The organism is Actinoplanes sp. NPDC020271 (assembly GCF_044388125.1).
Classification (GTDB): domain Bacteria; phylum Actinomycetota; class Actinomycetes; order Mycobacteriales; family Micromonosporaceae; genus Actinoplanes.
The window spans coordinates 23,166-46,301 of sequence record NZ_JBIRWQ010000041.1 but is presented as its reverse complement, the minus strand read 5'-3'; the positions used below and the strand labels follow the sequence as shown (position 1 = coordinate 46,301).

Here is a 23,136-nt window from a genome sequence, read left to right as displayed (position 1 = left end):
CACTCGAATCGCGGTTCGCCTGCGCCTCGGACAGCCGGGTGTGCTGGGTGCCTCCGCACCCGCGAGGAGCACTCAGCACACCCGTGTGATCTCCGCGCGACAGCCGAGCCCGGAGGACGATTTACCTCTGGCCGACCATCAACAGGCTGAGCAGAGCCAGGCCGTTCTCGGTCAATCCGTAGTAGACGCGATTCGCACGACGCGTCCTCAGAGCGATACGACACGCCACGAGGACGGACAGATGTTCCGAGATCGTGCTGGGCGCCAGTCTGAGCTCGCTGGCCAGGGCGGTGGTCGTACGGGGCATGCTGAGCGCGCGCATGACCGCGGCCCGGGTCCTGCCGAGCAACTGGACCACGTGATCCGAGGCCGTCGACGACGAGACATTCGCACTCGTGGCAAGATTCGCCGCGCCGCGCGCCTGATACCCGATCAGCGTGGTGTCGGAGTCGAGGTCCACCACCATGACACCGTCTCGTGCGAACATCAGCGGGACGAGAAGCAGTCGTTCCGGAGTTCGGGTGTCCCCCGCGACACCCGGGGCTGTGAGTGTCAGCTCGGGACTGGTCCAATCAACCCGATGATGCAGGGAACCGAGCAGTTCCTCGACGCCTCCGGCCGCGAGAACTCCGGACCTGTAGGTCAGGTCGTCGACCAGCGTCTCGGAGATCGTGCTCCAGTACGGCTTCAGGATGACTTCGGCGTAATCTCGCAGGCATTCCTGGAACGATCGCAGCGCCGCACCGGTGTCCACGGCGAACTGCCGGAACGCGACCGGAACATCCTGCGGATACTGGCGACGCAGCCGCTCCCGGATCGCCTCCGGCTCCCAGGACTCGATACGGCGGCAGGACTCCGCCAGATCCAGATCGTCCGGACGGGGCTGTGGGACCAAGAAGTTCGGAAATTGATCCCGTGGCCAGGACCCGGCCCAACGGATCAAAGCCTCGGCGCCACTACCGCGGGCGGCGGCGAGCGCCGATCGCATCCAGCCCCGATAGGGGAACGGTGACGTCCGCCGGTGCCGAGCCAGCAGCTCGGCACTGACCAGCGCTTCCCAGACGGGTTGGGGGGCCAGGCGAAGCTGCAACAGCGCGCGGTCGGACAGGGTGATCGTGGTCATGCGGTGCATCCCCGGTTGTAGCGCGTCATCAGGCTTGTCGCGGACCACCGTCCGGCCATTCGACCAGTCCCCGCTCGGTGAGCTGCTCCAGGAACGTGACGACATCGTCGGCAACCTCGTCCTCCTCCTCGTCGTACTGCTCGGCCAGCCGCGCGGCGATCTCCTGGACCGTGCGACGACCATCGATGGACAGCCAAATGGTCTCGGCGGCGTCGGTGAGCTCCAGCGACTCCTCGGTATCGGCCCGGCCGGTGATGACCAGCGCCCCGCCGAGTCGCCGCACCCGGCTGTAGAGGCTCACCCGCGGCACTCTGGCGTCGATCACTGGATCGGCACCGTCGACAGGAGCCGGCGGCTCGCGGTGATCGCTTCGACGACCCAGTCCTCCGGACGATCAGGGATGAAGGTTTGCATGGTCTCGATCGCCCAGTACTCGTCGAATGCCATCTCGGGCGGGGATGCCGCCCGGAATCGGCGAGCACGCCACTTCGGGCTGTTGCCGTATTCGCCGTGGTGCGCGAGCAGTCCCTCGACCGCGTGGTTGAACGCCAGCCGGGCCGAGAGGACCGCACTGGACGGATCACCGCCGTTCAACTGGCCCGCAGCGTCCTCGGCATAGCCGTCGGCCATGTTGAACGCCTTGATCACCAGGCCCGGGACATACGCCGAGTCACGGAGCGCGGCCTGCCGCTCGAGCAACCGGTCCTCTCCCATCAGAGCGATGGCGTGACCGACACGCTCCAGGAAGAACGTCTCGTCGACAGACAGCTTCGTCGAGGCGGCGGCGCCGCTGCGTAGCCTGTCCCAGCTCATCCGCTCGAAGAGCTGGTCGACCTGGGCTGGCGTCCAGTACTCCAGATCGCATCGGACACCCTCCACGTGGGTCCGTTCGGTCAGGACATGAGCGGGCTCGAGAGTCACCCCGATCGGGACGGCCGTCGGGCTGCTCCAGGGCTCGCTGGCGATGACATAAACATCGATGTCGCTGGCCTCGTTGTGCCAGCCACGCGCGAAAGAGCCGCCAACATAGGCGGTCAGGCAGGAGTCGGGAATTAGATTCGCCCTCTGTAAATGCTCGCGGATACTGTAGATGTCCACCATTCCCGCTCCTTTTCTTGAATACGCCGAAGGGCAATGCCCACTGAGGGACGGCGCAGTCGAGCGCCATCTCGGCGCGCGTGGATGCCTCACCCCTTCGACGCTGACGGCGGTGAGGAGGCGCCGCTACGTCGCGGCGGTTTGGGCAGGTTGCGAGCTGTATGCAGGCTGGAGTGGCTGTGTTCGCGAGGTCCGCATCACGGAGACGAACATTGATCAGCCTGTGGTTAGCCGCCGGACAGCCTCAAGCGGTCACGGGGAAGCGTCAGCTCGAGCCAGGTCGCTTTACGTGGACCGCCGAGCAGTGCAGGGTTCCGCTTTTGCTCGGCAGACGGCCTCGCGGCGGCTACTGCTGAACCAACCAAAATTGTTTTGCATTAACCCCGTGACCTCTATCTATTTCCGATCTAGGTGGATTCTAGGCATAACGTCCGGTCATGGGGTTATTTCTTCTTACATGCCGGGATGAGCGCCTCATCCGAAACGGATGGACAGCAGGTGCCGGCCCGTGGGACACCTCCTCGCGTCCAAGGGAGGCGGCAACAAGAGCAGCGCAAGGCCGCCGATGTGAGCAGCTCAAAATCAGCTCATCGACAGTGCGGGGTGCTGCCGTTCTGTGCAATTCGACGCCAAGGCACGCTATCGGTCGACGCGCTGCCGGGTTCGAAGGGCGAATCGGTGCGGCGGCGTCGGTATGGCGGTGCTGGACCTGGCGGGCGGCAGGTACACGATCACCGTGCGGGGTCGACGGCGGCGGTGGTGCGCCGGACGGTCAGGGTGGGTGACAGCTTCACCTGGACCGTCCGGCGCCCCCGGTCGCTGATCCGGTCGACGAGCAGCCGGGCCGCGTTGGCGCCCATCTGCCGACCGTCCTGATCGACGCTGGTCAGCGAGATCGGCCCGAACGCGGCCAGGGCGCTGTTGTCGTAACCGGCCACTGAGATGTCACCGGGCACCGACAAGCCTGCCTCGGCGATCGCTTCGAGAGCCCCCAGCGCGACGACATCGGCGCCGGCGAAGATCGCGGTCGGCCGCTGGGGCCGGGCGAGCAGCTGTTTCGCGCCGAGGTGGCCGCCCTCGTGGGTGTAGGCGGTCGAGGCGATGTCGATCTCGGCTTCGAGCCCGCGCGCGGTCATCGCCTCGCGGTAGCCGCGGGCGCGTTGCGCGTTGGGCATCTCGGCGAGGCGTACCCGGTCGGTCTCGTGGTGCTCGATGTGCGCGATCCGGCGATGCCCGAGGTCGGCGAGGTGGTCGACGACCAGGGCGGCGCCGGCGAGGTCGTCGTCGGTGACGCTGTCGTAGGCCGGTGAGGAGCCGTGCCGGCCCACGACCACGGTCGGTGTGCTGCGCGCGACCTCGTTGAGGCGGCTCTTGGCCGAGACGGGTGCGATCAGGACCAGGCCGTCCATGCTGCGGTCGATCATCGCGTCGATGACCCGGGCCTCGGCCTTCTCGCCGTTGCAGCCGGGCGCGATCAGCACCTGGTAGGCGCTGTCGCCGAGCTGGGCGGTGATCCCGTCGAGGATGTCGGCGAAGAACAGGTTGCGCAGCTCCGGGATCATCACCCCGATGGTGTACGTCTGCCCGCGCAGTCCCCGCGCGGCGGCTGACGGGCGGTAGCCGAGCTCCGCGATCGCCTGCTGCACCCTGGCCCGCATGGCCGGGCTGGCGCCGTACGCGTTGTTCAGCACCTTCGACACTGCCGTGGTCGACACCTGGGCGTGACGCGCGACGTCGACGATCGTGACGCGTCGGGACGCGGGCTTGTCCACCAGGGTCTCCTCTTACGGCTCGGGATGCGGCAAAGCGTACTGATCAGCGTGGCGGCGCGGTCGTGCCCCGTATGGCCGGGGTGGGGGAGAGTTCGACCTGGGGCGCCGGGTGCCGTGGTCCGGTGATGCGGTCGAGCAGCAGCCGCACCGCGGTGACCCCGATGCGGTGCCCGTCGGGCTGATACGGGCTGTGGGGGCATGCGCCCTCACGTGGTCGGTGAAACGTTACCCACCATAGAGATCATTTCGGCGCCGATCGAGGGTGCCCTCTTCAACGCCTGTGGCCAGTCGGTTCCGAGATTGGTGGCCACGCACCTCTTGACGCTGTTTGCCACCCGCTCGTAAGGTCGGCGAAACATTTGAAAAACGTTACCCACATCACCCGGCGCCATGGTGGCCGCCTTGACCCGGCGCCGGTGCCGCGGCTGTCCGCCTCGTTATGAAACGATTCAGCAAGGTGGGTTCTCCGTGACGACCGATCTGCAAGAGCGACTCCCGGGACGGACCGCCGTCGCGGTCCGGCCCCGCCGGCGCAGTAGTGCGCCACCCTGGTGGTTCATCGTCCCGGCACTGCTGCTGTTCGCCTTCGTCGTGCTCGTGCCCAGCGCCCGCGGCGTCTACTACGCCTTCACCGACTGGGACGGCCTCGACCCCGGCTTCGCGCTGGTCGGCCTGCACAACTTCACCGAGCTGCTCGGGGACGACGACGCGCGGCAGGCGATCTGGCACACCGTGCTGATCGCGGTGTCCGTCACGGTCCTGCAGAACGGTTTCGGGCTACTGCTCGCCCTGGGCGTCAACAGCATGATCAGGACGAGGAATTTTCTGCGGGTGCTGCTGTTCGCCCCGGCGATGATCGCCCAGATCGTCACCGCCTACCTGTGGCGCAACCTGCTCGGCCCGGACGGCGCGGTCAACAGCCTCCTCGACGGGATCGGCCTGGGCTCGTGGCGCCAGGACTGGCTCGGCGACCCGAAGCTCGCCCTCTGGATGATCGTGCTGGTCGTGGTCTGGCAGTACGCCGGCTACTCGATGGTCATCTTCGTCGCCGGTCTGCAATCGATCCCCAAAGAGATCTACGAAGCCGCGGCCATCGACGGCAGCGGCCCGATCCGCCGATTCTGGTCGATCGTCCGGCCGCTGCTCGCCCCCGCGATCACGATCAACCTGATGCTGTCGATCATCGGCGGGATCAAACTCTTCGACCAGGTGTACGCCCTGACCGGCGGCGGACCCGGGCACGCCACCGACACCATCTCCACCCTGATCTACAAGGACGCGTTCACCCTCGGCGAGTTCGGCTACAGCATCGCCCTGGCCGTCGTGCTCACCGTCATCGTCGCCATCGCCTCCGCGGCTCAGTACACCGGGCTGTCCCGTAACGAGAGGGCGGCGTCATGAACCGCTACACCCGCCGTACCGCCGCCCTGGAATTTGTCATGATCGCCGTGGCGATCGCCTTCGCCTTCCCGGTGTACGTCCTGGTCAACCTCGCGATCCGCGCCCCCGGCGACAACTCCTCGCCGATCAGCCCGACCCGGCACCCGACCCTCGCCAACTTCAGCCAGGCCTGGCAGGAGGGCGGTCTCGGCGGCGCCCTGCTCAACAGCGTGATCGTCACCGTCGTCAGCGTGCTGATCGTGCTGGTGGTGTCGTCGCTGGCCGCATACCCCCTGGCCCGCTCGACCGCGCACTGGTCGCGCGGCGCCTTCCTGCTGATCATGCTCGGGCTGATCCTGCCGTTCCAGCTCGCCGCCCTGCCGCTCTACCAGACCGTCCGCGACCTCGGGCTGCTCGGCTCGGTCTGGTCCCTGGTGCTGTTCTACGCCGGCCTGCAGGTTCCCTTCACGACCTTCCTGTACGTCGGTTTCCTGCGGGCCCTGCCGCGTGACTTCGAGGAGGCCGCCACCATCGACGGCTGCGGCCCGGTCAGCGCCTTCCGCTACATCATCCTGCCGATGCTCAAACCGATCACGGTGACCGCGCTGGTGCTCAACACCGTCAGCGTCTGGAACGACTTCTTCACCCCATTGCTCTACCTGTCCGGCAGCGACCAGCAGACCATGCCGGTCGCCGTGGCCGGTTTCGTCGGCCAGTTCGTCTCCGACTGGAACCTCATCTTCGCCGCCCTGCTGATCAGCATCATCCCGGTCCTCGCCGTCTACCTGGCCCTGCAGCGCAGCATCATCAACGGATTCGCCGGAGGACTCAAGGGATGAACCTCTACGACCTGCGGACCGTGCAGCGCCCGCGCCGAGCAGGAGACCGCCCGCGGCCTGGTGGCCTGCGGCTGGTCCGTCGAAGACGACCGGCTCACCGTGACCGCCACGGTGCCGCCGGGCAGCACCGCCATCCTCCTGATCCCCACCAGCGAACCCGGCAGTGTGCACGCTGCCGAAACGCCGGGGGTTTGCCGGGCCGAGCCGTCCGCCACCGGGATCACCCTGCGGCTGACGTCCGGCCGAGACACCTTCACCACCCCTGTCTGAGACATCTCCCACGCAGGAGAAGATCATGAAGAAAATCCTTGCCGTGATAGCGGCAGCATCCCTTCTCACCGCCTGCTCCGGCGGCACCAGAGCCGGCTCCGGCAGTGGCGGCGACAAGACCCTCACCATCGCCTCGGTCGACCAGGGCTCCATCGAGAAGGTCGTCGACGCGTTCAAGGCCGCCAACCCCGGCATCACCGTCAACCTCAGCACCAGCGGCGCCGACCAGTACCAGCAGCAGATCCGCACCCAGCTGGCCTCCGGCACCGCCCCCGACGTGATGACCGTGTGGCCCGGCAACGGCAACCCCGGGGCCACGTACGTCATCGCCAAACCCGGCTACCTGCTCGACCTGTCCGACCAGCCCTGGGCGAGCAAGCTGCCGGACGCGTTCAAAAAGGTGGCCCGATACGAGGGCAAGACCTACAACGCCGTGTTCGGCCTCAACGGCATCGGCGCGGTCTACAACGACGAGGCACTGACCAAGTCCGGGCTGAGAGCCCCGGGGACCTGGACCGACCTTCTGAGCTTCTGCCAGGCCGCGGCCGGTAAGGGCACCCCCGCGTTCGCCCTGGGTATCCAGGACAACTGGGTCACCCAGATCGCCCTGTACGCCCTGGTCGCCACCGACGTCTACGGCGCCGACAAGGACTTCGACACCAAGATGGCCGCCGGGCAGGCCACCTTCACCGGGTCGCCGTGGACCACCGCGATGGACAAGTACCAGCAGATGAACACGGCCGGCTGCTTCCAGAAGAACCCCCTCGGCACCAGCTACGAGGCCAGCCAGACCCTCGCCGCGACCGGCAGGACGCTGGGCATCATCCAGGGCAACTGGATCATCGGACTGCTCAAGAAGAAGAACCCGGCCGGCACGTTCACCATGAGGACGCTGCCCGCCACCGACGACCCGGCTCAGTTCATCATGCCCGCGGCGGCCGGCGCCGGTTACGGCATCAACGCCAAGGCCAAGAACAAGGACCTCGCACTGAAGTTCATCACCTTCGTCATGTCCCCGGAGGGCATGAAGATCTTCACCGAGGCACAGGGCAGCCTGCCCACCCTTCCGGACGCCGGCACCGCGGTCGACCCGGGTCTGGCCGACCTCACCACGTTCGTCAAGGACAACCGCACCGTGCCGTTCATGGACCAGCTCTGGCCCAACGCCAAGGTGCAGCAGACCATGCTCAGCGGTCTGCAGGAAGTCTTCAGCGGCCAGGCGAAACCCGCTGACGTGCTCAAGGACATGGACACCGACTACAAGGCCGGCGCATGAAACGGCGCACCGCACTCGGACTGTCCGTCGCCGTGCCCTCCGCAACCCTGCTGACCGCCGCCCCGGCCGAAGCCACCGGCCATGGTCCCGGCCCACGGGTGGTCGGCCTGCGCGTCGACGGTCGCTCCGACCAGCCGCTCGGTCTCGACGACCCGGCCCCGCTGCTGAGCTGGCGGTTCGCCGCAACTACGGCACCGGCCGCGGACCGGCAGACCGCCTACCAGGTCCGGGTCTTCGACGCCGGCCGCAACCGGCTGCTCTGGGACTCCGGCACGGTGAACTCCGCCCTCCAGTCCGGGATCCGCTACGACGGCCAGCCGCTCACCTCCCGGCAGCGGCTCAGCTGGCAGGTTCGCGCCTGGGACGCCGACCACCGCCCCACCGGCTGGAGCCGCGCCTCGACCTGGGAGATCGGCCTGCTGCGCCCCGAGGACTGGGGCGCCGCCCGCTGGATCGAATACCCGGGTCGCGCCGAGACCCAGCCGATGCCGATCTTCGCCCGGCAGTTCACCACCGACGCACGCCGCAAGATCACGCGGGCCCGGCTCTACCTCGCCGGCGTCGGCATGCATGTGCCGGCCGTCAACGGCCACTGCCTGACCGACGAGGTGCTGGCACCCGGTTACGCCAACTACCAGCTCTCCGCCGAGTACCGGGTCTACGACGTCACCGATCAACTGCACAAGGGCAAGAACACGATCGGCGTACGCCTCGGGAACGGCCCCGCCTACGTCCGGCGCACCGTCACCAACCCGGCAGTCGGGCGGACCTCGCCGTACTCGTGGTGGCAGAGCCAGCTCAAAGGCAACGGCACGCTCGCCGCGAGCGCCGACGCCGGGTCCACGACCGTCACGCTCAGCAGCGTCAGCGGCTATCACGTCGGTGGCACCATCAACGTCGACACCGGTGACGGCGGCGACAACCTCGAGTCCCGCGTGATCACGGCGATCGGCACCGACAGCATCACCTTCACACCCGGCCTGTCGAAGCCGCACACGAGCGGAGCGGCGGTCACCGGCTCGGGTAACAACATCGCGGCCGGCGACGCCAGCGCCGGAGCGGCCGTCACACCCCGGTTCATCGCATGCCTCGAGATCACGTACGCCGACGGCCGGGAGACGGTGATCGTCTCGGACCGCCGGTGGCGCACCGCGCTCGGCCCGCTGGTCACCGACGCCTGGTACGCCGGCTCCGACCATGACGCGCGCCGCGAGCAGCCCGGCTGGGACCTGCCCGGCTCGGATCTGTCGGCGGACGCGAAGCGGCGTGACGGCACGGCCACCGGATGGATCGCCGCCGGGATCGCCCCGCCGCCGAACCTGGCCACGAGACTGGTCGGGCGCACCGCGCCACCGGTCGAGATCGTGGACCGGTTCACCCCGGTCGCGGTGACCAACCCGAAGCCCGGCACTTGGGTGTTCGACTTCGGGCAGAACATCGTCGGCTTCCCGCAGCTACGGGTGAGGGGCCTGCCGGCCGGTGTCACGATCCGCATGTCACCGGCCGAGTCCCTGACGGCCGACGCCACGGTGGATCAGGCGTCGCTGATGGGTGGCGGCGGCAGCCGCGGCGCCGACCTGTTCAACACCTACACCACCGCGGGGCTGCGCGGCGGCGAGACCTGGCGGCCGGACTTCAACTACTTCGGCATGCAGTGGGTGCAGGTCACGGGCCTGCCCGCGGACTACGTGCCGGCCAAGGACACCATCACCGGGCTGCGGGTGCAGGCCGGCACCCCGCTCGCCGGGGCGGTGACCACCTCGAACGCCCGGGTCAACCGGATCCACAAGATGGCCTGGTACTCGTTCGCCGCCAACATCCAATCGGTGTTCACCGACTGCCCCGGGCGGGAGAAGCTGTCCTATCCGGCGGACTACACGATGCCGATGGGCTCGATCCACCGCAACTTCGACGTGGCCGCGTTCCTGCACACCCAGCAGCGGCACCTGGTCGAAGGGCAGTCACTCGCCGACACCCCGATGTTCGGCAACGTGGCGCTCAAGACCCCGGTCTACGACTGGGGCTACACCGGGCGCTTCGGCGACGAGATCAACTGGGGTGACGCGATCATCCTGGTGCCCGGCTTCCTGCGGCGGTTGTACGGCGATGTCGACACGGCGGCCCGCCACTACGAGCCGATGGTGCGTTTCGCCGACTACATCGCCCGGCAGAAGGCGGTGGGCAACATCGTCGACGCGGCCCTGGCCGACTGGGTGTCGGCCGAGCCGGTCTCCGGAAAGATCACCGGCACCTGGGGCTACTACTCGATGATCGCCGAGCTGGCCGAGCTGGCCCGGCTGATCGGACATCAGGCTGACGCGCTCCGGTACGAGGCGCTGGCCGGCGACATCAGGACGGCGTTCAACACCGCCTTCTACGACCCGGCCCGGCGGCGCTACGTCGCCGCTGACGGCACGGCTTCGCAGACGGCGCAGGCGCTGGCGCTCGACGCGGGGCTGGTTCCCGACTCGGAGCGGCAGGCGGTCCTCGACGCCCTGGTGGAGCTCGTCCGGACGTTCCACCCGGCCGGCGAGGGGCCGCACCTCAGCGGTGGCACGATCGGCATGGCACCGACTGTGCGGGCGCTGTCGGCCGGTGGGCGGGACGACGTGCTGTGGGAGCTGATCCAGCGCGACGAGCAGCCCGGTTATGGCTACTTCATGGAGTCCACCGTCGCCAACCCGGGCGGTATGACGACCATCGGGGAGCGGTGGAACCGCGGCGACTCGAAGAACCACATGATCCTCGCCCAGATCGAGGAGTGGTTCCACGCCGGGCTGGCCGGTATCCGCGCCGCCGACGGCACCACCGCGTACCGCGAGCTGGTGTTCCAGCCGAAGGTGGTCGGTGACCTCACGTTCGTCAAGGGCCACTACGTGACCCCGCAGGGCACCGCCCGCTCGGAATGGAGACGGGACGGCGACCGGCTGCGGCTGACCGTCACCGTCCCGCCGAACACCGGCGCCGAGGTGTGGGTGCCGACGCTGGGCGGCCGGGTCACCGGCGCCCCGCACCGGGCCGCGTATCGGCGCAGCCAGGAGGGCTACGCCGTCTACCGGGTGCCGTCCGGCACCTACACCTTCACCACCCGATGAGATCCGGCCCGGCCTCCGCAGCCCCTGGCGGAGGCCGGCCCTGCTCGACTCCCGTCCGTTGACGCCGCGAATGCAGCCCGATGCACTCGCCTGACCAGGAGGTCTGATCATGAACGACCGCGTGACCCGCAGGACGCTGATCGGCGGCTCGCTGTCGGTGGCCACCGCGATGAGCATGCCGCTCGCGGCACCGGCACACGGCCACACCGGCAGGGACGAGGCGGCAACCCGGTACGGCCGGGTCCGCGGCCGCCGCGAGGACGGCATCGTCAAGTTCCTCGGCGTCCCGTACGCCAGGCCGCCGCTGGGCCGGCTGCGCTTCAAAGCCCCGCAGCCGCCGCGGCCGTGGCACGGCGTGCGCGACACCGTGGACTTCCCGAACCCGGCCTTCCAGGTCGCCGGCGGCGAGATGGGCCCGGCCGGCAACGGCCGGATGCCGGCACCGTCGGAGGACTGCCTCTACCTCAACATCTGGACCCCGGCCGCGGACCGCCGGCGGCGGCCGGTGATGTTCTACAACCACGGCGGCGGCTACATGATCGGCTCCGGCTCGGCCACCGGTCAGGACGGCACCCACCTGGCCCAGCTCTACGACGTGGTGGTGGTCGAGTCCAACCACCGCCTGGGCCTGCTCGGCTACCTGTTCCTGGGCGACCTCGCCCACGACGACTACGCCGCCAACCAGGGCATGCTCGACATCCTCGCCGCCCTGCGCTGGACCGCGGAGAACATCGAACACTTCGGCGGCGACCCGGACGACATCATGGTCTGGGGCGAGAGCGGCGGCGGCGCGAAGACCGCCGCCGTCTACACCATGCCGTCCGCCGAGCGGCTGTTCCACAAAGCCTCGATCGAGAGCGCCGCGCCGCTGCGTTTCCCGACCCGTGACGGCGCCACCGCCCGCGCCCGGCGCACCCTCGACCTGCTCGGCCTGACGATCGAAGACATCCCCCGGCTGTACGACATTCCGGCCGCCCGGCTCCTGGAGATCCAGGTGTCCGAAGCCGCGAACGGGGTCGCGCCGTGGGGTGACCCCGACCCGCTGCCCGGCTTCGGCGCTTTCGTCGACGGCCGGATCATCCCGCGGCACCCGTTCGCCGACGGTGCCCCGCCGTGGTCGGCCGGCAAACCGCTGATGGTCGGCACCTGCCGCGACGAGACCGTGTTCTTCAGCCTCTTCGGGCCACCGGACATCTTCCGCATCGACGACGCCGGCCTGCGCCGCGAACTCGGCAAGACCTACCGGGGCGCCGAACTGGACCGGATCATCGCGACTTTCCGGCACTCGCGGCCCGACGCGACTCCCGCGCAGCTGTACTTCGCGATCACCACGTCACCGATCTGGCGCGACGCCATCACGATCGCCGAAGCGAAGGCGGCGCAGCACCGGGCCCCGGTGTTCATGTACCAGCTCGCGTATCAGAACCCGACCGTCGTACCGGGAACTGATTTTCCGCTCGGATCGCCGCACGCCTCGGACATCCCGCTCAAGTTCGCCAACACCGAGCCGGACCCCGCACGGCCGGGCCAGTTCGCGACCTCCCGCAACATGAGCGCACTGTGGGCCGGCTTCGCCCGCCACGGTCACCCGGCCGCACCGCATCTGCCGAACTGGCCGGCCTACACGCCGGCGAAGCGCGCCACGATGTGGATCGACGCACGCTGCAGGATCGTGAACGACCCAGGCCGGGAGGAGCGGCTCTTCTGGCAGAACCGGTCCTGACCGGGCACTTTCACGCCGGGTCGACGCGCAGCGTGGCGGCCGCAGCCGGCGGCGGGGTCATTGCCTGCGTGTGCGACGACCGGCCGTACTCGGCCCGGTAGGCGTCATCGAGCCGGGCTCGACCTCCCCGGCCTCGGCAAGTTGACCCGCGATGCTGATGTCCCGCGGCATGGCTGGTGTGCTCCGACCAGGGCTGAACAACGGTGGTCGCGGCCCAGCTGGCCAGCAGCCGCAGAGCGTCGTGGGCGGGGGTGCCGGCCTCGGCGCTGTAGGCGGTCAGCGTCAGGCCGGGGTCGGCCGGCAGCGGCATGGCTTCGAAGGCGAGGTCGAGCCGGCCGACCGCGGGGTGCTGGAATTGTTTGACGCCGGTGTGGTGCAGGCGGACATTGTGTGCTGCCCAGCGGGTGCGGAAGTCGTCGCTGCGGGTGGCGAGCTCACCGATCAGGTCGCTGAGCTCTTTGTTGTACGGGTCTCGGCCGGCTTCCGTGCGCAGCAGCGCGACGGTGGTCTCGGCCGCGCCGCCCCAGTCGGGGTAGAAGGCGTCGGCGGCCGGGTCGAGGAAGCAGAACCGGGCCAGGTTCACCGGCCGGGCGGCGCTCGCGAACGCGGGGGAGTAGAGCGCCGCGCCGAGCGGGTTGGCGACCAGGATGTCGAGGCGGCCGTTGCGGACGAAGGCCGGCGCGTCGGTCATCGCGTCGAGCAGGCTGCGCACCCCGGCCCGGATCTGCGGTGTGGCCGGCCGGCGCCGGGCCCGGGGCGTGGTGTTCGCCGCGCGGGCCAGGTCGTACAGGTGGGAGCGCTCGGCCTCGTCGAGCCGCAGGGCCCCGGCGATGGCGTCCAGCACGCTGTCGGAGACGCCGGACAGGTTGCCGCGTTCCAGCCGGGTGTAGTAGTCGGGACTGACCCCGGCGAGCATGGCGACCTCGGCGCGGCGCAGCCCGGCGACGCGGCGGGTGCCGCCGAAGGACGGCAGCCCGGCCTGCTCAGGGGTGATCTTGGCGCGCCGTGACGCCAGGAACTCGCGTGCCTCGTCGTGCGTGTCCATGCCGACCACGCTACGGCCGCGATCGCGGGGGAGAGGGGCCCTGTCATCACCTGTCATGGCAAACCCTCCCACCTGCATTTCCCGGCGGGTTTCCTGAGGGGCATGGAACTTCTGCCCGTACGACCCACGATCAAGACACCGGCTCAGGCGTTCACCGGCGACGTGTACATGACTCCGATCCACAGCGGGACCGGCCCGTCCCGGATGACGGTCGCGCTGGTCCGTTTCACCCCGGGCGCCCGCACCAACTGGCATGCGCACGCCGTCGGCCAGACCCTGCACGTGACCGAAGGCGTCGGCCTGGTCGGCACCCGCGACGGCGCGGTGCTGCGGATCCACGCCGGTGAGACCGTGGTCTGCCCGCCGGACGAGCAGCACTGGCACGGCGCCGCCGCGGACACCTTCATGAGCCACCTGGCGATGCTGGAGGCGAAACCCGACGGCGGCGACCCGACCACCTGGCTCGAACCCGTCGCCGACGAGCTGTACGAGAAGGCGAACCAGCAGTGAGCGGCCTCGCCCCGAAACAGCGGGCGATCGCCGCCGTCGCCGCGTTCACGGCGGCCGGGCGCGCCACCACCGCCGTTGACACCGTCTTCTCCTCCTGAAGGGCCATCACCATGCGTGCCACCCGCATGTGCCATTCCGGACATCGGAGGTGGCCGCTGTCAGGCCGACGTTCTGCCGGGTGGGGGAAGTGGCGCGAGTTGCTTCGGTTGCGACGTGGTCAGCTTCACCTCATCCCGCGGCGACGATGCGCCAGCGCTGGTTCGCGCTCGTGGAGTCGCCGTACTGACCGGCGCTCGCACCGTTCGCCGTCCGCCCCATCCCGTCCAGGTACAGCCCGGTGGCCCGGTTGCGCAGCCGCACGTTGTTCGCGTCGGTGATTACGCTCCACTGCTGGTTGGCGCTGGTCGAGCCGCTGTACTGCCCGGCTGCGCTGCCGTTGCCGGCGCGGCCCATGCCGTCGAAGTAGAGGCCGGTGTGCACGTTCCTGATCCGGACGTAGGTTCCGGAGTTCTCGACCACCCATTGCTGGTCCGGGCTCGTGCCGTCGGTCCCCTGGGCGAGGTCGGTACCGGCCGTGGTGCGGCCCAGTCCGTCGGCGTACCGGCCGGTGGCGGCGTTCACGATGCGGACCGTGGTGGTGCCACCGGTGCCGATGCCCCACGAGTAGCGCAGCCGGTTCAGCCCGGACGCGTTGGTCAGCGTCAGGTTGATGTCGGCACCGCTGCCGGTGCGCTGGGTCAGGCTGTACCAGTCACCGTCGCGCAGGCCGGGCCAGTAGACCCCACCGACGCCGAGCTCGCGCAGCTTGCTGCTGACCCCGCGGATGTAGTCGGCGAAGAACGAGCCGCTCGGGACGTTGTAGTCGATGCTGCCGTAGGAGACGCCGTTCTTGCTGCCGGGACTCATCGGGCCGCCCCACTCGGTGGCCACCGTCCGCGAGGCGTACCCGCCGATGGAACTCGCGATGTGGTTCGCCCACGACGTCTCGTCCTCGTACCCGGCGAAGAACGAGTAGTCGTGGACGGCGAGCAGGGTCGAGTTCAACCGGCTGTCCTGGCCGACCGCGGCGACGTTCTGGGCGAGCCCGGCGCCGTCCAGGATCACCCGGCCGCGGGGCACGTCGGGGTGCCGGGCCAGCCAGGAGTTGTAGAAGTTGTTCAGGTCCGTCGTGGCATACCCGTACGGCTCGTTGATGACCTCGAAGTAGGCGTTGCTGTTGCCGGCGTAGCGGGAGACGACGGTGTCCCACATACGGTCGTAGGCGCCGGCGTCGGCCGGCCGGCCGTTCGCGGCGGCCCAGTACGCCAGGATCACCTTGCCCTTGCCGAGCGCCTGGTCGACAGCGCCGGTGTAGGTGTTCCAGTACGACGCGACGGTCGGCTCGTTGATCGGCATGCGGACGGTGTCGGCGCCCGTGATCGCGTACAGCTGGCCGACCACGCGGTCGGCGACGACGGACGCGGAGGCGTACGTGTCACCCGAACCGAGGCCGGACACGTAGAGCACCCCGTTGACGAAGTTGTCCCGCTGGTCGGCCCAGTTGACTCCGTGGAACTGCATGGTGTCGGCACGCGCCGGTTCCTGGACCGCCACGGTTCCGGCGAGCCCGAGCAGTGCCGCGAGCAATATCCTTCGCATTCGATTCCTCCCTGCGGATCCGCGAGTTCGGGTGGTCAGCCGGCGCAGGTGAGTGCCGGGACGGACGGGGTGCCGGTGGCGAGGAACCCGAAGGTCACCGAGCCGCCGGCCGGCACCGAACCGCTGTACGAGGCGTTGCGGACGGTCACCGCCGAGCCGCTCGTGGTCAGCGTGCCGTTCCACACCTGGGTGACGGCCTGGCCGCTGCCGAGCGTCCAGCCCACGGTCCACCCGCTGATAGCCGTGCTGTTCGCGGTGACGGTGACCTCACCCTGGAATCCACCTGGCCACGAGCCGACCGTCCGGTAACCGGCCGTGCATCCGGCGGCCGGGGTGGACGGGCTCACGGACGGTGACGGGGAGGACGGTGCCGGCGAGGACGGTGACGGGGAGGACGGTGCCGGCGAGGACGGCGACGGGGATGTCGTGCCGGGCGGCAGGTAGGGGCACTTGCTGCGGTACAGCGAGATGCCGCTCGGGTCGGCCGGCGACGGGCACAGGAACGGGGTGTACCGGGTGTCGTTGTCCAGGAAGATCTTCAGCCACGGGATCAGGACTTTCATCTCCGTGTTGTTCGCCCGGGTGAAGAACAGGTGGTCGGCGCCGGTGAGCTGCACGAAGTCGCCGGGTGTCGTCGCGGGCAGGCCGGCGTACAGGTTGTTCAGGTAGGCCGGGGTCACGGTCGGGTCGGTCTGCCCACCGATGACCATCGTGGGTACCCGGTCGGTGGCCATGCTGAGGCTGCCCGGCGTGCCCGGTGCGAGCCCGACGGCGGCCTTCAGCGAAGGACGTTGCTCGGCGGCGAGGATCGTTCCGGCCCCACCGGCCGAGTGGCCCATCACCGCCAGCCGGGTGGCATCGACCCGGTCCCGGACGGCGCTGCGCTGCGTCAGGTAGTCCAGCGCGGCCAGCAGCTGGCCGGCGCGGGCGTCGGCGCCGTCCGAGCGGGTGACGGTCTCGACGCCGATGACCACGAATCCGAACGAGGCCAGCCACGGCCCCATCCACGCTTCCTCGTCGGCGAACAACGCCGAGTAGCCGGGCACGATCGCCACCGCGCCCCAGGTGCCGTGGCTGGTGTCGGTCGGGTAGTAGATGTATCCCCCGCCGAATCCGTTGCCGGCCGGCACGGTCAGCGCGGCGGTGGCGAAGGTGCCGCGGGTGGCGGCCACGCTCGCCACGGTCGGGTCGGGTCCGCGCTGATAGGGGTTGTCGGCGGCGTACGCGGACCGGGGGGTCAGGATCGCGGTGACGGTCACCGCGACGGCCAGCACGGCGATCACGAGGCAGGCGACGAGCCGGCCGGCGGAGGATCGGGGCATGGGGGACTCCAGGGGATCGGGGATGTCCGGTTGCCGGGGGCGACCCGGCCGGAGCGGCGACGACGAACCCGCGGGCGGCGACGACGGTGATCGCCGCCCGCGTGGTCCGGCCAGGTCCGTGGCCGGTCGGGGACCAGGGGTGCGCTACCTCAGTGGTAGGCGGCGGCCACGACGCCGGCCTGCACCGCGTTCTCGGTGGCGTCGGTGGGGAAGCCGGCGGTGATGGCGCCCTCGAAGAACTCGCCCTGGCCGCTGTGGCTGTTGTCGCCGCCGGTGCCCAGCAGCAGTGAGCTCTCCAACTTCATCGGCGAGTAACCCCGGGGCAGCGCACCCGAGTACGGCGTGGTCAGCCCGCCGCTGGTCGCGTTGCCGTACTTGAGGGTGAAGTTGGACGTGCCGTTGTTCTTCTCCCAGGCCGAGACGAAGGGGAAGTGCACGCCGGAGTTGTTCGGGTCTTTGTTGGAGCCGGTGTTGGTGTGGTACATGCCGTTCTCCAGGTCGGCCTCGACCCACGGGCCGGTGCCGACGCAGGGGCTTTTCGGGTTCCCCCAGTCCGCGAACCAGCAGGCGGTGCCCCACTCGATGGCGTTCATCGTGGCGTTACCGGTGTCGGTGTGCGAGTTCTCGCCGCTGCCGTAGTCGAAGCAGCACCACTGGTTCACGTAGTTCGACGACGTGATCATGTAGATGCCCTCCGGCTGGGAGCCGGTCGGCGCGTTCTTGGCATTGTCGACCCGGTAACCGACGCCCGGCGTCACCTTCACGCCGTACGCCTTGTGGCCGCCGACGGTGATCGGCAGGGCCTTGGCGTCCGCGCCCACGTCGGCGCCGTTGGGACCGGAGCCCTTCCAGAAGCCGCCCCACGAGATCGGCAGGTCGTTGTGGTTGGCGGTCTGGTCGTAGATCTTGGTGATGATGCACGTGGTGTTCGCGCAGAACGAGTCCTGCGTGGCCGCGTTCGCCACCCCGCCGGCGGACAACAGCCCGACATTGGTGTACGCCTTGTCCGACGCGCGCTGTACCTGGTACAGCGGCCCGTTGTACGCCCCGAACAGCGCCCGGGTGGTGCTGTGCGCCCCGATGCACGGCGTGCCGCCGGCGGCGTAGATGTCACATGACTGTGGTGCGGGCGGCGGTGTGCTCGACGGGTCGCTGCTCGGCGTCGTCGTGCTCGGCGACGGGGACACGGTGCCGGTGCAGGCGACGCCGTTGAGGGTGAACGCGGCCGGGATCGGGTTGCTGCTGTTGTTCCAGGCGCCGTTGAACCCGAAACTCACGCTCCCGCCGGTCGGGAGGCCGGCGTTGTAGGCCGCGTTGGTGACTGTCACCGCAGCGCCGGATTGTGTGTAGCTGCCGTTCCACAGCTGCGTCACGGTCTGCCCGGCTCCGAACGTCCAGGACAGCCGCCAGCCGTCGACCGGATCGCCCAGATTGCTGACGCTCACGCCGGCCCCGAAACCGCCGGGCCACTGGGAGCTGATCGTGTAGTCGACGTGGCATCCGGCCGCGGCGTGCGCGGCGGTCGCGGTGACGATTCCACCGGTGGCCAGGACCGACGCGGTGGCGGCTGCCACCACCCACCGAATTCTCATGAGGACCTCCTTGCGGGACCGGACGAGTCCCGGCGGACGGGGTTTGCGCACGGCGCCGCGGCCGGTGAGCCGGTGGAGGCGTTGGCCCGGCCGTCAAGCGCCGGCCTGCCGCGGTGGAACGGCTGCCGCACCGGCAGCCGGCAGCGGCCGCCATGTGTCGGTGAAGTTAACGTTCACAACGTCATACGTCAAACGACATATGTCTATGTCTTCAGCTGGCGCCAACCCGCCCTATTCGCGAACGACAAGGTGAGCTGATCACTCGTTCATGGGATGACGGGTACCGGGAGCTCGCAGGGTGCGGCTACTGCGGCTACCCCGGCGAACACCGAACCCGGTGTCGGCGAACGCGATCTCGGAGTAGGCCGGCCGGAGGCCGGGTGCCGTGAGCCGCACGAGAGCGATAACAAACGGCCGGTGTGATCGCTCGCCGGGGCGCGGCCTTCCGGTGACCACCCGGCTCGGCGAGGTCCACCGTCGCGACCGCGCTGATCACCGCGACCAGCCCGGCCGGACAGGCCCTGCGTCGCCTGCTCGGCAACCTGGTCGGGAGACCCCCGACCTCGCCCTCATCCTGGCCCGTCACCGGGCCGGGCCGGGACGAGGTGGGCGATCAGCGTCGCCACGTCGCGGCGGCGGGAGTCGGCCGACCAGACCGCCCGCGTGCGCCGCACCGGCGGCGAATCGGCCAACGGCCGCCACACCACCGGGTCCTCGGTGCCGCCGGTGGTGGCGGGACCCCTCGACGATGCCACCTCATGAGGCTTCTCCGGCATCGGCCATCTCCGCCGTGCTGTGGGCTCGGATCTCATCGCAAGGCGCGTCGCTGAACCGGGTCACCAGGGCCCGCACGTGGTCCTGGGCGGGTGCGGCGAGCCCGTCGTAGACGGTGACGAACACCTTCCGGGCCCGCGCTCGCGGCCAGTCGGCCGGCATCAGCTCGATCGGCAGTTCCGGATCGATGAGGGGGAACCGCCGATAGGCATCCATGACCTCGGTGCGGGCGTGCACGGCGGCGGCGCCGGAGACCTGTCCGGCGAGGATATGGGGTAGCCGGGGCTCCCAATGGCGGATGAAGGTGTCGTAGCGGGTCGCGATCGCCGCGAGGTCCCAGGCGTCGATCGGGTTACGGCCGGCCGGGGGAGCGAGGTCCACCTGGCGCGCCCGGAACATGGTCATGGTGCCCGTGCTGGTGGTCGTCAGCCGTTGTTTGACGACGGGGTTCGGTGCGTCGGGAGAGACCCAGAGCGCGTCGTACAAGGGTGCGAACCCCAGCCATCTCAGTTCCCCGCGGAGGACTCGTCGCCGGCCACGCTCGTCCTGGGGGAAGGAGAAGGACACCAGGGTCCAGTAGCCGTCCCAGGGCTCCGTGCGGGTGCCGAATCGGGCTATCCAGGCGCCGCCCGCGCTCAGGTCGGTGGCGGCGGCCGTCGTGAGGCGATAGGAGCTGTAGCGGCCGTCCCGGGCACTCTCCAGGATCCGGCTCCGGGACAGCCGGCTGATGGCGGTCCGGGCGGCGCCGTTGCCGATCCCCGCTTCCTCCAGCAGGGCGACGACGGACGCCGACGGCAGCCAGGCCCGGGTGCGCAGGGTGTAGTCGGCGACGAGCGTCACGGCCAGACTCTGCGCGGTGCTGCCGGGCTGCCGGCGCGGCAGGCGCACGCTCACCGGGTCGTTGGGAAAGATCTCCTCGATGTCGTACGGGCTGACCACTTGGCTGCTCCGGCGTCGAGCGGGCGGTGACGGCGGCGCGTGGTCGACGCGACGCCGATCAAGAGTATGAACTCCGCCCGGGATGCCGGCGCACTCGCCGTGCCGGGCGAGAGCATCGATTGACAGTAGCGTGCCCCACATGCAACATGATTGACACATATGGATGGTCTCGCGCTGTCGGAACCGTGGTGGCGCAGTGCTCACCGGTCGGCGCGCCATCGCTCGACCGGGTTTTCCCGTTCACCACAGGCGGTCCGGAACGTCCACCGGGAGGCAAAGCGTGCACGATCCTCATGAACCGCGGCCGAGTGCCGCGCCGGTGCCCGAGCCGAGGGGAAGCGCAGGCGACCACGTCACTCCCCGGTCGCGTCGGACGTTTCTGCGCACCGGGGCCGTCGCGCTGGCCGGGCTGACCCTGGGCGTGCCGGATCCGGTGCTGGCGATGCCGGCCGGTCCGGGAAAACCGCATGGTGTGATGCCGTTCGGACCGGTGGTGGTCGCCGATCCGGGATCCGGGGCGGCGTACGCGCGAGCCGTACGGCTCGGGAACTCCCGGTCCTGGCTGGCGACCTTCCAGCAGTTCGGGGCGCCGGGGTTCCCCGTCCACCGCAGCGACGACGACGGCCACACCTGGCACCCGCTGAGCAATGTGCCGAGCACCGGCGACGCGCCGGGCGTGTGGCTGCAGCCGTTCCTGTACGAACTGCCGCGCGCCTTCGCCGGCTTCCCCCGGGGCACGCTGCTGTGCGCCGGCAATGCGCTCGGGGACTTCACCAGCACGAGGATTCAGCTGTACGCGAGCCGCGACCGCGGTGTCACGTGGACCTTCCTGAGCACGGTCGCGGAGGGCGGCGCGCCGATTCCGGAGAACGGCAACACGCCGGTCTGGGAGCCGTTCCTGTTGCTGCACAACGATCGGCTCATCTGCTACTACTCCGATCAGCGCGATCCCCGGCACGGGCAGAAACTGGCCCACCAGAGCAGCCGGAATCTGCGTACCTGGGGGCCGGTCGTCGACGCCGCCGTGGGTACCGATTACGCCCAGCGTCCCGGCATGACGACCGTCGCGCGGATACACGAGCGCCTGTGGATCCTGACCCACGAGGCGGGCGGCAACTCCGGCGACAACTTCTACGCCGTCCATTACAAGCTGGCGGCGGATCCGGAGTCGTTCGGCCCGGCCCGGGACATCGTGCTGCGCGACCAGGACGGCTACGTCCCGTCAGCCGCGCCGGCCGTGTCGTGGTCGGACGCCGGTGGTCCGCACGGGACGATCGTGGTGACGGCGAACAGCGACCAGGACCTTTTCGTCAATCGTCACCGGGGCGATCCGGGCAAGTGGACTCGGGTGTCCTCGGCGGTTCCTGGAGGCTACAGCCGGCAGACCATCCCGCTCGACGGTTCGGATTCCTCCCGGCGACCCGGTCTCCTGTTCATCGTCACCGGCCCGTATTACGCCGAGAACGGCCCGATTCAGGCCGGCGTGGTCCCCCTGACCTGACCCGTTCGAGCGGAAGGATCACATGAGAACAAGGATGAAGTTCGGTACCGGACTGGCAGCCGTCATCGTCTCGGCCGCTGCGGTGTTCACCGTCGGGGCGTCACCGGCCGATGCGGCAGCCGGTGGTTCCGGGCCGTACCCCGCCGACTACGAGACCTCGTCGAGTCTGGTCAATCACACCGTCTACCGGCCTTCGGCCCTGCCGTCCGAGCGCCTGCCCGTCTTCGTGTGGGGCAACGGAGGTTGCGCGGCCAACGGCACCGGGCAGATCAACTTCCTGCGGGAGATCTCCTCGTACGGCTTCCTGGTCATCGCCAGCGGAGCGCCGAACGGCTCCGGATCCACCACGTCCTCGATGCTCACCCAGTCCATCGACTGGGCCGTCGCCGAGAACGCCCGGCCGGGCAGCAAGTACTACGGCCGGCTGGACACCAGCAAGGTCGCGGTCGGTGGCTGGTCGTGCGGAGGCCTGGAGGCGTACGCCGTCTCCGGCGACTCGCGGGTCACCACCACGCTGATCTTCAGCAGCGGGTTGCTGAACGACGGCGACGACTACCAGCTCAGGCGGCTGACCAAGCCGATCGCCTACTTCATCGGCGGGCCCAGCGACATCGCCTACCCGAACGCCATGGACGACTGGGGCAAGCTGCCGTCCGCGCTGCCCGCCTTCATGGGCAACCTGAACGTCGGGCACGGCGGCACCTACGACCAGACCAACGGCGGCGAGTTCGGCCGGGTCGCGGTGTTGTATCTCAAGTGGCGGTTGAAGGGCGACCTCACCGCCGGCGCCAACTTCGTCGGCTCCGACTGCGGCCTGTGCCACAGCCAATGGCAGGTTCAGCAGAAGAACCTGACGCTCGGCGACGGCACGCCGTCCTCACCGTCTCCCTCACCGTCCTCCTCGCCGTCTCCCTCACCCTCCTCCTCGCCGTCCGGCAACCCTGGCTGCACAGCGGCCTATACGGTGCAGAACCAGTGGAACGGGGGATTCGTCGCCGGCGTCGTGGTCACCGCGGGAAGCACCGCGCTCAACGGCTGGCGGGTCACCCTCGCTCTGCCCGGCGGAGCCACGATCACTTCGGTCTGGAACGCCGTCAACACCGGTACGACGGGGACGGTCACGATGGCGAACCAGTCGTACAACGGCCAACTGGCCCCGGGCCAGGCCGCCGGCTTCGGATTCCAGGGCACCGGAACAGGCGGCGGAGCAAGCGTCACCTGCTCGGCGGGAGGTTGACG

General features: G+C 69.5%; 18 protein-coding genes and 2 pseudogenes. 9 read left to right on the top strand and 11 right to left on the bottom strand.

Annotated elements, in window-relative coordinates:
- Nucleotides 1–121 precede the first annotated feature (121 nt).
- From ACH442_RS44670 to ACH442_RS44650, 5 genes and pseudogenes are all read right to left on the bottom strand, one after another.
- Nucleotides 122–1,123 (bottom strand): winged helix-turn-helix domain-containing protein, encoded by a 1,002-nt coding sequence (locus ACH442_RS44670; RefSeq protein ID WP_396344268.1) that lies wholly within the window; start codon nucleotides 1,121–1,123, stop codon nucleotides 122–124.
- 28 nt (nucleotides 1,124–1,151) lie between these two features.
- Complete coding sequence (locus ACH442_RS44665) at nucleotides 1,152–1,424, bottom strand: PqqD family protein (RefSeq protein WP_396344267.1); 273 nt, start codon at nucleotides 1,422–1,424, stop codon at nucleotides 1,152–1,154.
- A gap of 20 nt (nucleotides 1,425–1,444) precedes the next feature.
- On the bottom strand, nucleotides 1,445–2,224 hold the full coding sequence (locus ACH442_RS44660; RefSeq protein WP_396344266.1) for a nucleotidyltransferase domain-containing protein: 780 nt from the start codon (nucleotides 2,222–2,224) through the stop codon (nucleotides 1,445–1,447).
- Between the two features lie 728 nt (nucleotides 2,225–2,952).
- On the bottom strand, nucleotides 2,953–3,993 hold the full coding sequence (locus ACH442_RS44655) for a LacI family DNA-binding transcriptional regulator (RefSeq protein ID WP_396344265.1): 1,041 nt from the start codon (nucleotides 3,991–3,993) through the stop codon (nucleotides 2,953–2,955).
- Nucleotides 3,994–4,036: 43 nt separating this feature from the next.
- A pseudogene (locus ACH442_RS44650) lies at nucleotides 4,037–4,171 on the bottom strand (hypothetical protein); the annotation flags it as partial.
- 290 nt (nucleotides 4,172–4,461) lie between these two features.
- Here ACH442_RS44650 and ACH442_RS44645 point away from each other — a divergent pair.
- The 6 genes and pseudogenes from ACH442_RS44645 to ACH442_RS44620 all read left to right on the top strand — a co-directional run bounded on the left by ACH442_RS44645 (nucleotide 4,462) and on the right by ACH442_RS44620 (nucleotide 12,576).
- A complete protein-coding gene (locus tag ACH442_RS44645; RefSeq protein WP_396344264.1) occupies nucleotides 4,462–5,394 on the top strand; it encodes a carbohydrate ABC transporter permease in 933 nt (310 codons plus the stop codon).
- Complete coding sequence (locus ACH442_RS44640; protein ID WP_396344263.1) at nucleotides 5,391–6,212, top strand: carbohydrate ABC transporter permease; 822 nt, start codon at nucleotides 5,391–5,393, stop codon at nucleotides 6,210–6,212. Before ACH442_RS44645 ends, ACH442_RS44640 begins: the two co-directional genes overlap by 4 nt.
- Before the next feature lie 36 nt (nucleotides 6,213–6,248).
- A pseudogene (locus tag ACH442_RS44635) lies at nucleotides 6,249–6,482 on the top strand (alpha-L-rhamnosidase C-terminal domain-containing protein); the annotation flags it as partial.
- Between the two features lie 25 nt (nucleotides 6,483–6,507).
- A complete protein-coding gene (locus ACH442_RS44630) occupies nucleotides 6,508–7,758 on the top strand; it encodes an ABC transporter substrate-binding protein (protein WP_396344262.1) in 1,251 nt (416 codons plus the stop codon).
- Nucleotides 7,755–10,853 (top strand): family 78 glycoside hydrolase catalytic domain, encoded by a 3,099-nt coding sequence (locus ACH442_RS44625; protein ID WP_396344261.1) that lies wholly within the window; start codon nucleotides 7,755–7,757, stop codon nucleotides 10,851–10,853. Before ACH442_RS44630 ends, ACH442_RS44625 begins: the two co-directional genes overlap by 4 nt.
- Before the next feature lie 109 nt (nucleotides 10,854–10,962).
- Nucleotides 10,963–12,576 carry a carboxylesterase/lipase family protein gene (locus ACH442_RS44620; protein WP_396344260.1) on the top strand — a complete coding sequence of 538 codons (1,614 nt, stop codon included), beginning with the start codon at nucleotides 10,963–10,965 and terminating at the stop codon, nucleotides 12,574–12,576.
- Between the two features lie 10 nt (nucleotides 12,577–12,586).
- Here the strand turns inward: ACH442_RS44620 and ACH442_RS44615 are convergent, their stop codons facing one another.
- The gene (locus tag ACH442_RS44615) at nucleotides 12,587–13,621 is read right to left on the bottom strand and encodes a helix-turn-helix domain-containing protein (RefSeq protein WP_396344259.1); all 1,035 of its coding nucleotides are present in this window, start codon (nucleotides 13,619–13,621) and stop codon (nucleotides 12,587–12,589) included.
- Nucleotides 13,622–13,723: 102 nt separating this feature from the next.
- On the opposite strand from ACH442_RS44615, the gene ACH442_RS44610 reads away from it, so the two are divergent.
- The gene (locus ACH442_RS44610; protein ID WP_396344258.1) at nucleotides 13,724–14,131 is read left to right on the top strand and encodes a cupin domain-containing protein; all 408 of its coding nucleotides are present in this window, start codon (nucleotides 13,724–13,726) and stop codon (nucleotides 14,129–14,131) included.
- Nucleotides 14,132–14,359: 228 nt separating this feature from the next.
- On the opposite strand, the gene ACH442_RS44605 is transcribed toward ACH442_RS44610, so the two are convergent.
- The 5 genes from ACH442_RS44605 to ACH442_RS44585 all read right to left on the bottom strand — a co-directional run bounded on the left by ACH442_RS44605 (nucleotide 14,360) and on the right by ACH442_RS44585 (nucleotide 20,396).
- Nucleotides 14,360–15,769, bottom strand: a complete 1,410-nt coding sequence (locus ACH442_RS44605; RefSeq protein ID WP_396344257.1) for an RICIN domain-containing protein — start codon at nucleotides 15,767–15,769, stop codon at nucleotides 14,360–14,362.
- Nucleotides 15,770–15,804: 35 nt separating this feature from the next.
- Nucleotides 15,805–17,091: a cellulose binding domain-containing protein gene (locus ACH442_RS44600; RefSeq protein WP_396344255.1), complete on the bottom strand. Its 1,287-nt coding sequence runs from the start codon at nucleotides 17,089–17,091 to the stop codon at nucleotides 15,805–15,807.
- A 149-nt stretch (nucleotides 17,092–17,240) separates the two neighbouring features.
- Nucleotides 17,241–18,683: an arabinofuranosidase catalytic domain-containing protein gene (locus ACH442_RS44595; protein ID WP_396344253.1), complete on the bottom strand. Its 1,443-nt coding sequence runs from the start codon at nucleotides 18,681–18,683 to the stop codon at nucleotides 17,241–17,243.
- Nucleotides 18,684–19,252: 569 nt separating this feature from the next.
- Nucleotides 19,253–19,438, bottom strand: coding sequence for a hypothetical protein (locus ACH442_RS44590; protein ID WP_396344252.1), 186 nt, complete (start codon nucleotides 19,436–19,438; stop codon nucleotides 19,253–19,255).
- 1 nt (nucleotide 19,439) lies between these two features.
- Nucleotides 19,440–20,396, bottom strand: coding sequence for a PaaX family transcriptional regulator C-terminal domain-containing protein (locus tag ACH442_RS44585; protein WP_396344251.1), 957 nt, complete (start codon nucleotides 20,394–20,396; stop codon nucleotides 19,440–19,442).
- A gap of 475 nt (nucleotides 20,397–20,871) precedes the next feature.
- On the opposite strand from ACH442_RS44585, the gene ACH442_RS44580 reads away from it, so the two are divergent.
- Nucleotides 20,872–21,897: a sialidase family protein gene (locus ACH442_RS44580; protein ID WP_396344250.1), complete on the top strand. Its 1,026-nt coding sequence runs from the start codon at nucleotides 20,872–20,874 to the stop codon at nucleotides 21,895–21,897.
- A gap of 34 nt (nucleotides 21,898–21,931) precedes the next feature.
- A complete protein-coding gene (locus tag ACH442_RS44575) occupies nucleotides 21,932–23,134 on the top strand; it encodes a cellulose binding domain-containing protein (RefSeq protein WP_396344249.1) in 1,203 nt (400 codons plus the stop codon).
- Nucleotides 23,135–23,136: the final 2 nt, after the last annotated feature.